7 protein-coding genes are annotated in these 12,663 nt (G+C 62.3%); 2 read left to right on the top strand and 5 right to left on the bottom strand.

Translation table 11 applies throughout. The features are described from left to right. Positions 1 to 185: 185 nt before the first annotated feature. Positions 186 to 1,148 (top strand): alpha/beta hydrolase fold domain-containing protein, encoded by a 963-nt coding sequence (locus ACIPQ1_RS17705; protein ID WP_446534520.1) that lies wholly within the window; start codon positions 186 to 188, stop codon positions 1,146 to 1,148. Between the two features lie 495 nt (positions 1,149 to 1,643). Here the strand turns inward: ACIPQ1_RS17705 and ACIPQ1_RS17700 are convergent, their stop codons facing one another. Beyond that, the gene (locus ACIPQ1_RS17700) at positions 1,644 to 4,094 is read right to left on the bottom strand and encodes a TonB-dependent siderophore receptor (RefSeq protein WP_250963135.1); all 2,451 of its coding nucleotides are present in this window, start codon (positions 4,092 to 4,094) and stop codon (positions 1,644 to 1,646) included. 103 nt (positions 4,095 to 4,197) lie between these two features. Further along, positions 4,198 to 5,847, bottom strand: coding sequence for a cyclic peptide export ABC transporter (locus ACIPQ1_RS17695; RefSeq protein ID WP_250963136.1), 1,650 nt, complete (start codon positions 5,845 to 5,847; stop codon positions 4,198 to 4,200). 544 nt (positions 5,848 to 6,391) lie between these two features. Here ACIPQ1_RS17695 and ACIPQ1_RS17690 point away from each other — a divergent pair. Next, complete coding sequence (locus ACIPQ1_RS17690) at positions 6,392 to 8,665, top strand: TonB-dependent siderophore receptor (protein ID WP_446534519.1); 2,274 nt, start codon at positions 6,392 to 6,394, stop codon at positions 8,663 to 8,665. A gap of 248 nt (positions 8,666 to 8,913) precedes the next feature. Here ACIPQ1_RS17690 and pvdO read toward each other — a convergent pair whose 3' ends face one another. Genes pvdO through pvdM form a run of 3 tightly spaced genes read right to left on the bottom strand, consistent with a single transcriptional unit; the run spans position 8,914 to position 12,460 of the window. Next, positions 8,914 to 9,789 (bottom strand): dihydropyoverdine dehydrogenase, encoded by an 876-nt coding sequence (pvdO, locus tag ACIPQ1_RS17685; RefSeq protein ID WP_250963138.1) that lies wholly within the window; start codon positions 9,787 to 9,789, stop codon positions 8,914 to 8,916. 23 nt (positions 9,790 to 9,812) lie between these two features. Then, a complete protein-coding gene (gene pvdN, locus ACIPQ1_RS17680) occupies positions 9,813 to 11,093 on the bottom strand; it encodes a pyoverdine-tailoring periplasmic protein PvdN (protein ID WP_446534518.1) in 1,281 nt (426 codons plus the stop codon). Beyond that, positions 11,090 to 12,460, bottom strand: coding sequence for a pyoverdine-tailoring dipeptidase-like protein PvdM (gene pvdM, locus ACIPQ1_RS17675; RefSeq protein ID WP_446534517.1), 1,371 nt, complete (start codon positions 12,458 to 12,460; stop codon positions 11,090 to 11,092). Before pvdM ends, pvdN begins: the two co-directional genes overlap by 4 nt. Between the last annotated feature and the right edge of the window lie 203 nt (positions 12,461 to 12,663).

The raw sequence follows: 12,663 nt of genomic DNA, 5'->3' as shown, positions 1-12,663 counted from the left end.
ATCTTGCCTCTGTGGCGAGGGAGCGTGCTCCCGCTGGGTCGCGAAGCGGCCCCAAGCATTTTGTCTTGGAACAAAAACTTGGGCCTGCTGCGCAGTCCAGCGGGAGCAAGCTCCCTCGCCACAGGGTTTTGCATGAGCCTGAGGGCTCATCTTTTACCCCTGGTTTTTCATAAGGAACCCCTGCGATGTCCCTGCATCCGGAACTCAATGCCTTCCTCGACCTGGCCGAAGAAAGCCAGGCCGAGGGCCCCGGGCCGTTTCACCTGTCGACACCGGCCCAGGCCCGTGAGGCGTTCGAGCGCACCACGGTGCAATTGCGCTGGAGCGCTCCGGCGGATGTGCTGTGCGCCGCTCACTCATTCACGACCCGTGACGGCGCGACGCTGGCGCTGCGCCTGTACCGTCCCGCCACGGCTTCGGCCCAGGCGCTGCCGGTGCTGGTGTACTTTCACGGCGGTGGTTATGTGGTCGGCAGCCTGGACTCCCACGACGGCGTCTGCCGCGAATTCTGCGCGCGGACACCCTGCGCGGTGTTGTCGGTGGGCTATCGTCTGGCCCCGGAACACACTTTCCCGACCCCGCTGAACGACGGCGCCGACGCCCTCGACTGGCTGGCCCGGCAGGCCCACGCCGAGGGTTTGGATATCAGTCGCGTGGCGTTCGGCGGCGACAGCGTCGGCGCGACCCTGGCGACGGTGCTGGCGCTGCAATCGGCCTTGGAACCCGCCTCCCTGGCGGTCAAGCCGTGCTTTCAATTGCTCTGCTACCCGGTGACCGATGCGTCCACCAGCAGTCCGTCCACCGAGTTGTTCGGCGAAGGTTATCTGCTGGAGAGCGACACCCTCGAGTGGTTCTACCGGCACTATGCCAATGAGCCCACCGATCGCCTGGACTGGCGGTTCTCGCCGTTGCTGGCGCCCGGTTGCCCAGGCCTGGCCCCGGCCCTGATCGCCCTGGCCGGCCATGACCCGCTGCTGGACGAAGGCCGCGCCTACGCGCGGCGTTTGCAGGAGCAGGGGGTGAGCGTGGAACTGATCGAATACACCGGCCTGATCCACGACTACCTGCGCTTGCAGAGCGTGGTGCCGGAGATTGACGAGGTGTATGGGCAACTGAGCCAGGCGCTGCGGATTGCACTGACTGCCTGAAGGCCCACCGTTCCCTGTGGGGTGGCCTCAGGATTTGCACACGCCACAAATCCCTTGTGGGAGCGGGCTTGCTCGCGAAAGCGGTGGGTCAAACGACATCGATGTTGACTGTACTGCCGTCTTCGCGAGCAAGCCCGCTCCCACAGTGTTTTTGGGATGACTTCAAGATTTGCAGGCACAAAAAAACCGGGCCAGGCCTAATGCCTGTCAGTTAAGTGGATAGCACGGGCAAACACACAAACCGTGGCGAGGGAGCTTGCTCCCGCTGGGCTGCGTAGCAGCCCCAAAAACAGGGCCGCTTCGCGACCCAGCGGGAGCAAGCTCCCTCGGGCTGTGGGCGCTTGCCCCCCTTGGCCGGCCCCCCCCCCCCAACCCCCCCCCCGCCCCCCCCCCCCGCGGGCCCACCCCCCCCCGCCACAGGGTTACTGCCGGGCTTTATTTCGCTTAACTGATCGGCATTAGGACCAGGCCCGGTTTTTTTGTGTGCGGTATTGCTTAGAAGTCGTAGGTCACGTCCAGCGAGGCCACGCGTTCCTGACCGTAGTAGCAGCCGAACGAGTAGTTGCAGTGGGACACGTACTCGCGGTCGAAGACGTTCTGCACGTTCAGGCTGGTGGTGACGCCACGCAGGCTCGAAGTGGCCTTGCCCATGTCATAGCTGATCGTGGTGTCGAACACGGTGAAGGCCGGTACGTCGAACGAGTTGGCCGCGTCGCCCGGCTTGCGGCCGGTGTGACGGGCGCCTGCGCCGAAGGTCAGGCCATTGAGGGTGGCCTGGGTGAAGTGATAGTCAACCCACAGCGTGGCGGAGAACGGTGCCTGTTGCTCGCTGCGGTTGTCCTCGTTGCCGTAGTTGTCCTTGGTGTAGAACGAGTCGAGGTAGGTGGCGGCGGCCATCACGTCGATGTTGTCGAGGGTGGATTTGACTTCCAGTTCAACGCCCCGTGAACGCACCTGGCCCGACTGGATCGAGTTCTGCGGATCGGAGGGATCGGCGGTGACCAGGTTCTTCTGTTTGATCTGGAACACCGAGGCGGTAATCATCGTCTTGTCGAACGGCTGGTACTTCACACCCACTTCGTACTGCTCGCCTTCGGTCGGCTTGAACGACTCGCCAGCGGCGTCGGTGCCCACGGTTGGCAGGAAGGATTCGGAGTAGCTGATGTAGGGCGCCAGGCCGAAATCGGTGACATAGGTCAGGCCGATCCGACCGGTGAACTTGTTGTCACGCAATGAGGAGACGGTGCCCGCCAGCAAGTCCTTGTTGTCCACTTCGGCCCAGTCCTGGCGGCCACCCACGGTCAGGATCCACTGGTCCAGCTTGATCTGGTCCTGCACGTAGACGCCGGTCTGGCGCACGGTGTTGTCCCATTGGGTGTCCAGCGTCGGCGTTACGCTGCCGGTGTCGTAGTTGTTGTTATTGCCGTACAGGTCGATCGGCACCACGTTGTATGCGTTGTAACCGTCGTACTTGCGGTTGAAATGACGATAGTCCACGCCCGCCAGGGTGGTGTGCTCCAGGGCGCCGGTGTTGAATTTGTATTCCACGTTGTTATCGACGGTGTAGGCGGTGTTGTGCTGTTGCCAGTCGAGTTTTACGCGGTTGGCCCGGGTCTGGTCAGTCACGCCACCGGTGGTGACGAAGCTGCGCAGGTAGAAACCCCGGTACTGGTCACGCACATCGGTGTAGCGGGCAGTGGAGCGGAATTTCAGGTCATCGGTGAGGTTGTGGCTGAAGTCGTAGCCGAGGATGAACTGGTCACGCTTGTAGTCGTTCCACCGCGTGTCGCCGGAGAAAAAGTCCCGGTCGATCCGCTGGCCGTTGGGGCCGCGCTCCAGGGAACCGATCCGCGGCAGCGCCTGGTAGTCTTCCAGGCCGTCGTCCTTCTGGATCTGTGCCAGCACCGTCAGCGAGGTGTCTTCGTTGGGGGCCCAGGTCAGGCTCGGTGCCAGCAGCATGCGCTCGCTGTGGGTGTGATCGACCTGCTGGTTGCCTTTTTTCGCCACGCCGATGACGCGGTAGCTGAATTCCTTCTGGTCGTCGATCGGGCCGCTGGTGTCGAACGCGCCGTTGACCCGGTCATAGCTGCCCGCGCCCAGTTTGATCTGGCTGCGCTGTTCAGTGGTCGGGCGCTTGGAAACCATGTTGATCAGGCCGCCCGGCTGGTTCTGCCCGTACAGCACCGACGAGGGGCCCTTGAGCACTTCGATACGCTCCAGGGTGTACGGGTCGATTTGCGGTGCACCGCCCAGGCTGCCGGCATAGGGCAGGTAGGCACCGTCGAGGTACAACGGGGTTGGTGAGAAACCACGGCTGGTGATTTCGTCGGCGATGGCGTTGCGGTCGGTGAAGCCGCCGGTGTTCAGGCCCGGCGTGTAGCGCAGGGCCTGGGTCAGGTTGCGCGCGCCCTGGACGGCGATCTGGTCGGCGGTGACCACGTTGATGGTCTGCGGGATTTCCAGGATCGGCGTGTCGGTCTTGGTGCCGGTGGCGCTGCGGGTGGCGACGTAGCCGTCCACCGGGCCGTAGGCCGATTCCGCGGTTTTACCGGTGATGGTCGTGGCGCCCAGTTCCAGCGAATCCCCCGACGTCCTGGCGCGCACGCTGGCCGTGTTGCCCTGGAGGGTGAACATGACGCCGGTCCCCACCAGCATCTGCGACAGCGCTTGCGCCGGCGACAATCGGCCACTGACCGGCTGGCTGCGCAGGCCCTGGACATCATCGGCGCTGTAGAGCACTTGCATGTTCGTTTGATTGCTCAACGCCTGCAGGGCACTCGCCAGCGACTGCGCCGCAATGTTGAGGTCGACTTCCTGTGCCTGGACCTGTGCGCTGAACGGCATGGCCAGTGCCAGGCTGAACGCGGTGGCGCTGAAGCCTGGTTGCAGCAGGCGCCGCATGATCAGTGCCTTGGTAAAACGTGGAATCCCCGGAGTTGCTGGCATGTGTTTCACTCTTGCAGGTTTTAGTTTTAATAGGGTGTAGTTGTGATCAATTCTTAATTAGGACGCACCACCCCAGAAAAACCAGAATGAGAATCGTGATTATTTACGCGGGTTGCAGTTCGGTGATGACGCGGCCGGCTTCCATGCGCACCAATTGGTCGGCCACGTCGAAGTAACGATCGTCGTGGGAAATCACGATGATGGTCTTGCCCAGGCGCTTGAGATCCGGCAGCAGCTCGGTGTAGAAAATTCGCCGGAAGGTCGGGTCCTGGTCGGCCGCCCACTCGTCGAAGACCAGCACCGGACGCTCTTCCAGCCACGCATTGACCAGCGCCAGGCGCTTGCGCTGGCCGGTGGACAGGTCGGTGGTGGTGAAGGCGCCGTCGCGCACGCTGACCTTGTGGGCGATCTCCAGGCGTTGCAGGTATTGGTTGGCGTCGTCCGGGATATGGGTGTCGCCCTGGACGATGTCGTCGAACAGGTAGTAGTCGGCAAAAATCGTCGTGAACAACTGGCGATAGTCATCGCGGGTCACGGCCGTCACGGCGTGGTCGTTGAGACGGATTTCCCCTTGCTGCGGCGCGTAGAGGCCCAACAGCAGCTTGATCAGCGTGGTCTTGCCACAGCCGTTTTCACCCACGATGAACACGATGTCGCCCTGGTCGATCTTCAGGTTCACCGGCCCCAGGCGGAACGGCGCGGCGCCTTCCACCGCCGGGAAGCTGTAGGCCACATTGCTCAGTTCCAGTGTCTGCACCGGCGTTTTCGGCTGGCCTTGGTCGTTGAGTAGCAAGTGGGGTTCAGGGGATGAAAACTGTTCCGACAATTCGGCGATGCGGCGGAAGGCGATTTGCGCACGGCTGACGATGGGCAGGGTGCCGATCAGGTGTTCCAGCGGGCCTTTCATGTACAGCAACACCAGCACGAAACCGCTCATCACCGCTTTGTCGGCGCTCGGCCACAGCGACTGCAGGGCCAGGGCCAGGCCGATCACCACGAAGAACAGCATCGAGCCGAAGGTCTTGGCGATCACGAAAATGTTCACCGAGCGGATCTGCGTGTCGCAGATCTTGTCGGCGGTGTGCTCGATGCCCGAGACGAACATGCGTTGCCGACGAGGGCGATGGATGCGCAGCTCCTTGGCGCCTTCGGCGATGGCGTTGTAGTGCTTCTGCAACTCGTCCTCGGAGTCGCGCGCCTCCATGAAGCCCTTGATCCCCCGACCGCGGGCGATGTACTGCACCACGGTGCCGATGATGATCGCCACGACCATCATCAGGAACATCGGCCACGACAGCATTGCCAGGTACCCCATGCACCCAAGGGTGACGGTCAGGGAAATGGCCAGGGGGGCGAAGGCGAAGGCGAAATCGCTGATAGTGTCGACGTCGTGGGTCAACACCGGGATCAGGCGATGGCTGCGGTAGCGTTCGATCTGCTGGATCGGCGCCGACAGGACTTTTTCCCCCAGTTCCTTGCGCAGCTTGGCGATGATCTTCTGGCCAACGTAGTTGGTGCCGATGTCGGAACAGATGGAGCTGATCAGGGCCAGCAGGCACAACCCGGCGAACACGCCCACCACGGTGTGGCTCAGCCCGCCTTCGGCGTGCAGCACCTGGTTGATGGTGGCCAGCAGCACGGTGACGCTCAGGCCACCGACCATGCCCAGCAGGATGGCGCCGATGACAATCAGCCGGAAGGGTTTGAGCAGGGTGAACAATTCATTGATCACCCCGCGTTTTGGTTGGCTCATGGAGGTTTCCCTGCAAGATGAAAAGGACGAACGCCATCGCGGGGACATTCACCGCATGGGCTGGAGGACGGCGGCACGCCGGGTTGGGTCGCGCCCATCTGTAGAACGATTGGACGGGAGGGGGATTTAGCGAGGAACCGGCTGACACACAATTGTGGTGAGGGAGCTTGCTCCCGCTCGGTTGCGCAGCGACCGTAAAAACTTGGGGCCGCTTCGCCCGAAGCGTCGGACCGGCCCAGCGGGAGCAAGCTCCCTCGCCACAGGTGTGTTCGCAGCCCTGGTATGGGCTGTGTTCATGGAGTCCAGGATTAAAAAGGCCGGCGCCCAACAGCGCCGGCCTTTTTTGATCGTTTTCGCGAATGATAAGTAAAGTCATTCCGGTTTTGGCAGATGCTGCGTCTTATTTAGGTATGTGGGCACATCGGGTCGGCCACGCCCTGACACATTGCCCTGGGGCAATCGACGGTGCGGGTTCACGTGTGCCGGCGAGCGGCGGGCCCTTCGGCCCCATGGACTTTTACTTCGACCAATAATAGAGAGCACGATGTCATCCATTCATGAGTTGAAACCTCTGTTCAAGGCACTCGTCATGTCCCGCGGCCTGCGTTCGTGGCGGGTGTTGGCAGGTTTGGGGTGGGTCTGTGTACTGCCCCTCAGCACTCAGGTAATGGCGCAAGACGTCAGTATCGACAGCCCTGCCACGGGAGGCCTTGAGCTGGGTGCGACCACCATCAGTGCACAAGCGTTGGACGCGACAACCGAAGGCAGTCATTCCTACACCAGCAAGGCCGTGACCCTCGGCAAGGGCACCCACACCCTCAAGGAAATTCCCCAGTCGATCACCGTGATGACGCGCAAGCAGATGGATGACCAGAACCTGGTCAGCCTCAAGGACGCCGTCAACCAGACCACCGGCATCGTCGGCCTGCAGGGCGTCGGCCAAGGCATGATCCTGTCGTCACGGGGTTTCCAGATCGACGATTGGCAATACGATGGCGTGCCGATCCTGCGCAATAACTATTCGCTGGGCAACTGGGCGACCCAGGACCTGATCTTCTTCGACCGCCTGGAAATCATGCGCGGCGCGGCCGGCTTGCTGCAAGGCACTGGCAGCCCCGGCGGTGCCGTCAACCTGGTGCGCAAGCGTGGCCAGCATGCCCCGACCGTAACCCTGACCGGCAAGGCCGGCTCCTGGGATCACTACGGCCTGCAACTGGACGCTGGCGGCCCGCTGAACCAGGCCGGCAATATCCGCGGCCGTGTCGTCATCGACGAAGACCAGAGCAATTCGTTCGTCGATCATGCGTGGAGCAAGACCCATTCGCTGTACGGTGCGCTGGATGTCGACCTGAGCGAAGACACCACCCTGGGCCTTGCAGTCAGCCAATCCAACGGCGAATCGCGCGGCAACATCCGTGGCCTGCCACGCTACGCCGACGGGTCGATGCCGGACGTGTCGCGTTCGACCTATACGGGGGCGCGGTGGAACCGTTCGGAAATCGATGTCACCACCTACTACACCGACCTGGAGCATCGGTTCAACGATGACTGGGCGTTCAAGGTGGGTGCCGTGTACATGACTGAAGACAACCAGGCGAAAAACCAGCGAGTGCAAAGGGGTGGTGGTCTATTGCCTGATGGCAGTGGCGTGCAATATGCCGATTTCGTGACTGATTTCCAGTCCACGAAGTCTGGTCTGGACATGAACCTGATCGGCAAGTTCGAAGCCTTGTCGATGGAGCAGGAAGTCATGCTCGGCGGCAACTTCTCGCAGTTGGAGACGGATGATCGCTACGCCCGTACATTCAACAGCACCAGCGACTCCATCTTCGACCTGAACAATAACCGTCCGGACATCAGCTATGAGAGTCTGATCAACAGCCCGGGCGGGCGGGGCGTCCTCAGTAAGTACGATATCCGCCAGAAGGGTGTGTATGGCACTTGGCGCGTCAAGCCGATCGATGATCTGACGCTGGTGCTGGGTTCCCGGGTCAGCTGGTATGACTTCAGCTACAAGTCGAGAACCGAAGACTCAGCCGGTATTACCCCCTACACGGCAAACACCGGAACTGAAACCGGGGTGGTCACGCCCTACGGCGGTATCATCTATGACCTGAGCCGTGAGTGGGCGGCGTACGCCAGCTACACCGATGTATTCCAGCCCCAGACCGAGGTCGATACCAGCGGTTCGGTGCTCAAGCCCATCGTTGGCACCAACTACGAAGTCGGCCTCAAGGGTGAGCTGATGGACGGTCGGGTCAATACCTCCCTGGCTGTCTTCCGTTACGATCACGAGAACCGCGCCATCCAAGACATCGCCGGCGGGATGGTGTGTGAGGGAGGGTATTGCTCGGCAGCCTCGGGGAAAGTGCGCAGCCAGGGTTTCGATGCGGAAATCAGTGGTGAAGTGGTAGACAATCTGCAGTTGTTCGCGGGCTACACCTACAACACCACCAAGTACCTGGAGGAGCCGGGGAAGGACGGTGTTGTCTTCAGTAGCTGGACGCCGAAACACATGCTGCGCGTATGGGGCAACTACCAACTGACCGGCGACTGGAGCCGTGTCAGCACTGGCCTGGGCTTCACCACCCAAAGCCACACACTGGTTTACCAGGAAAAGACCGACGTACCGGGTTATACCGTGTGGAATGCCCGTGTCGGCTACCAGCTGACGCCGGAAATCGCTTTGGCGCTCAATGCCAACAACCTGTTCGACAAGACGTACATAACGCCCGCTTACAACCAGCTTGATGGCAACAACAACTTCGGTGATCCGCGCAACCTGATGTTCAGCGTGAAGTACACCCCGGAGTTCTGATTCTTGCGGGAATGAAATAGACCTGCCTTGTGCGTGATGCTGTTCACTTAGACAAAACGGCGCTTCTTCAGAAATGGGAAGCGTCGTTTTTTTTGTCTTCGTTTTTTTGGGGTTACAGTCGATGAAGAGGGTGGATGTGCCGGCCTCATCGCGAGCAAGCTCGCTCCCACAAGGGACTTTTGATGCTCATCGGTCTTGTGTTCACCGCAAGCATAATGTGGGAGCAAGCTTGCTCTCACAGGGGGCGCCTACATATCCCGCGCCACCCGAAAACCGATCCAGTCGCCGCGGTCGCCGGGCACCAGCGCATTGCGGTTGCCGGAGCGGGAGAACACCGGCGCCTCGCCCCAGTCGTTGCCGCGGATGCGTTTGAATTCGCATTTTCCGGTCAGCCAGGCGCTGCCGTCGCTCGGGGCGCCCACGTAGTTTTCGTTGTAGCAATCGGCGGTCCATTCATAGATGTTGCCGTGCATGTCATACACGCCGAAGGCGTTGGGTGCGAAGCTGCCGGCCGGGGCGGTGAAGTTGTAGCCGTCGGCCGCGCCGTAGGTGTTGGCATGCTGGGCGATGCTGTAGTCCTTGCCCTCGTCGAACGGGAAGGGGAACGGCCCGGTGCTGCCGCCGCGTGCCGCGTACTCGCGCAGGGATTCGCTGACCAGCCGGTATTGCTTGCCGGTCTTTTTCGACAACCACGCCACGTAGGCATTGGCCTCGGCGAAGTCCATGCACACCGCCGGGTGCCGGTCGGTGTACTGCTTGCGTGGGTCGCTGCCCTGGTAGTCCGGGATGCCGGCCTTGCATGCCCGGCCGGGGCGCTCGTCGCCGTCGGGCATGGTGTAGCCGGTGTCGCGCAGGTAGGCGAACCATTCGCCCTTGAGCACTTGGAAGCGACTGATCGCCAGCGGTTTGGCGAACGTCACCGGGTGTATCGGGCCTTCGTCGGGCTCGCGGCCTACTTCGTCTTCCGGGGTGCCCATCTGGAAGGTGCCGGTGGGCAGCACGACCATTTCCGGACAGTCCTTGCAATCACGAAAGACCTGGCCCGCTTGAGACGCCTGGGCGCCGGAGGGCAGCAGGGACGCGAGGGCCAGTACCGGGAATAACGTCAACGAAAAACTGTTCATCCATCTCTCTCGATAAGTCAGGTTCAGAGTGTCTTGCCCAGCAACCCCATGAAGCGATCGATCTCGGCTTCGGTGTTGAGCAGCCCCGGTGCGGTGCGGACCACCGGCCCCGCGTCGCGATGCACGGCGTCGGCGATCACGTGGTTTTTCATCAGGTAAGCGGCGACCTCGTCGCTGTCGCGGCCCTTGACCCGGAAGAAAGTGAAACCGGCGGACAGCTCCGGGCTCAGTGGGGTGACCAGTTCGATCTGCGGCTGAGCCACCAGTTGTTTCTTCAAGTAGCTGTTGAGGGCATGGATGCGCGCCTGGACCTCGGCCTTGCCCAGTTGCAGGTGCAACTTGAACGCCTCGTCGGCCGCCCAGCGATGCTCGAAGGCGTGGTAGCCCCCCGGGGTCATGGTGGTGGAAAACGCCGTGGCTTCAGAGAACGTTGGGATGATCGGCGTGACGTACTTGAGCTCTTCGCTGCGGCTGCACACCAGGCCCGTACCGCGCGGGCCGAACATCCACTTGTGGGTGCCGGCGATGAAAAAATCGCAATTCATGGCAGGGAAACTGAGGTCTTCGACGCCGAAACCGTGCACGCCGTCCACTACATAAATGATCCGCTGCTCATCGCTGCGACCCTGGTTGTGCTTGTCCACCAGGGCGCCGATCTTGTCGATCGGCAGCTTCACGCCGCTGCCCGAGTGCACCCAGGTCATGCCCAGCACGCGGGTTTCGGGACGGATGTTGCGGTCGATGGCCGTGAGGATCTGTTCGTGGCTGGCGTCGCGGGCGTTGTCGAACAACTTGATCTTGCGCACCCGTGTGCCCGTCCGTTGGGTGCGCAGGTCGAGAATGGTGTGGGTGGCGTAATGCTCATGCGCGGTGGTGAGGATTTCCTGGTCGGCCGCCACCTGGACACCGCCGTAGATCATCGACAGGCCTTCGGTGGTGCTGCCGGTGAGGGCGATCTGCGCAGGATTCGCCTGCAGGTAGCGGCCGGCCCAGGTGCGGACGTTTTCCTCGCGTTCTTCGGTGACGCCCAGGTCCCAATCCATCAACAGCCCAGGGTTGTTATCCAGGGCCGCGCGGTGTTTTTCGATGGCCTCGCGCACGGGGCGCGGGTGGGTGGTGACCAGGAAGTTGGAGAAGTGCAGGTAGTCCGGGTCCTGGTTGAACAGCGAGCGCAACTGCGCCCATTTGTCCTTGGGCAGCGGTGGCAGTGGAGCGGCGCTGGCTGTGGCGGGCAGGCCGGCGGCAAGGGGCAGGCCGGCGGCGAGGATCCCGGCCTGCTTCAGGAAGGTGCGACGCTCATTCATGGCTGGGCCGCCTCCTGGGTCGAGGCGATGGCGGGGCGGGCGGCTTTCTGGACCTGATCCCAGACCCGCAGGAAATTGCCACCCCACAGTTTGGCGATGTCGGCTTCCGAGTAACCGCGGGTCAGCAGTTCGGCGGTGACATTGCGAATGTCGCCGACGTTCTCCCAGCCTTCCACACCGCCGCCTTCGTTGAAGTCCGAGCTGATGCCGACGTGGTCTATGCCGATCTTGCGCACGGTGTAGTCGATGGCGTCCCCCAGGTCCTTGAGGCTGGCCTTGGGTTCTTCTTCGAGGATGCCGTAGAGCTGGCCGGCGTATTCGCCGAACTTTTGTTCCGGCCACGCGGCGATGATCGGGTCGCCGGGCATCAGCGCCACCGCCAGGTTGGGCAATGGCGGCAGGTCGAAGCGTTCGCGCAGGGCGTTGAGTTTGTCCTGGGTCTTTTGCGTCAGCGGCCGCAGGTACTGGGAAAAACCGACGACCTGCACCACGCCGCCGCTGGCCTTGATCAGTTGCATTTCCTTGTCGCTGAGGTTGCGCGGGATGTCCACCATCGCCCGTGGCGCCGAATGGGAGGCCACCAGCGGCGTGCGGCTCAGTTGCGCGACTTGCTCCAGGGCCTGGGTCGACATCTGTGACACGTCGATGATCACGCCCAGGTCGTTCAAGCGCGTCACCGCCTGCTTGCCGATGTCCGACAGGCCGCCGAGGGCGTCGGGCGAGTCGTTGAAGAACGGCAGCGGACGGGAGGAGTCGGCCCAGTCGTTGTTGCCGATGTAGCTGAAGCCGAACATGCGCATGCCCCGCGCGGTCCACAGGTCCAGCAGGCTCAGGTCGTGGCCGAGGGGATAGGCGTTGAGCATGCTGATGAAGATCGCGAACTTGCCTTCGCCGTGCAGGCGACGGAAATCATCCGGGGTGTAGGCAATGGCGACCTGGTTGGGGAAGTCGCGGACCAGGCCGGTGATGATCTTGTAGCGCACTTCCTGCTGGTTGCGCGCTTCCTCGACGAAGCCGGCGGTGGGCTTGTGTGGCGCGTTGGGCCCGTTCCACATTTCGGGCCAGCCGAACACCGTCAGGGCCGCACCGGACAGTTGCCCGCGGTTGGCTTTCACCAAGTCGAACTGGCCGCTGCCGTCCTTGTCCGCTTCATTGCCGGCGGTGCCGAAATCCAGCGGCACGGTGATATGGCTGTCGAAGGAAAGCAGGCGTTCGTGTAGCTCCCTGGCCTCTTTCATCACTTTGACCGGATAGCCGGGATTGTCCCGCCACCAATGGTCCCAAGCCGCGACGCCAGCACCGACGGCCAACGCCAGGGCCAGGGGCAGGCCGATGAAAAGAGCCTTTTTCGAACGAGGTGTTGTCATTGCCGATCTCAGTCAGGTTCGCCTTGGAAGGACAGGCGCGGGGGCCTTTGCTATCTGGGGAGAACGAGTGGTCGGGCGGGAAATTTAGGTGTTCTCGGGGCCGCCATCGCGAGCAAGCTCGCTCCCACAGGTGACCGCATTCCAATTTCATTGTGGGAGCAAAGCTTGCCCGCGAGGCGGCCTGTTTCTGCTGGATGTACTCA

The sequence above is a fragment of the Pseudomonas sp. LARHCG127 genome (genome assembly GCF_052871455.1).
The sequence above is the reverse complement of the archived record's forward strand: the minus strand, read 5'-3'. Positions and strand labels throughout refer to the sequence as shown.

Bases quoted from the DNA above. Each gene is read 5' to 3' on its own strand.
- ACIPQ1_RS17705 (WP_446534520.1), top strand. From the start codon at position 186: ATGTCCCTGCATCCGGAACTCAATGCCTTCCTCGACCTGGCCGAAGAA.
- ACIPQ1_RS17700 (WP_250963135.1), bottom strand. From the start codon at position 4,094: ATGCCAGCAACTCCGGGGATTCCACGTTTTACCAAGGCACTGATCATG.
- ACIPQ1_RS17695 (WP_250963136.1), bottom strand. From the start codon at position 5,847: ATGAGCCAACCAAAACGCGGGGTGATCAATGAATTGTTCACCCTGCTC.
- ACIPQ1_RS17690 (WP_446534519.1), top strand. From the start codon at position 6,392: ATGTCATCCATTCATGAGTTGAAACCTCTGTTCAAGGCACTCGTCATG.
- pvdO (WP_250963138.1), bottom strand. From the start codon at position 9,789: ATGAACAGTTTTTCGTTGACGTTATTCCCGGTACTGGCCCTCGCGTCC.
- pvdN (WP_446534518.1), bottom strand. From the start codon at position 11,093: ATGAATGAGCGTCGCACCTTCCTGAAGCAGGCCGGGATCCTCGCCGCC.
- pvdM (WP_446534517.1), bottom strand. From the start codon at position 12,460: ATGACAACACCTCGTTCGAAAAAGGCTCTTTTCATCGGCCTGCCCCTG.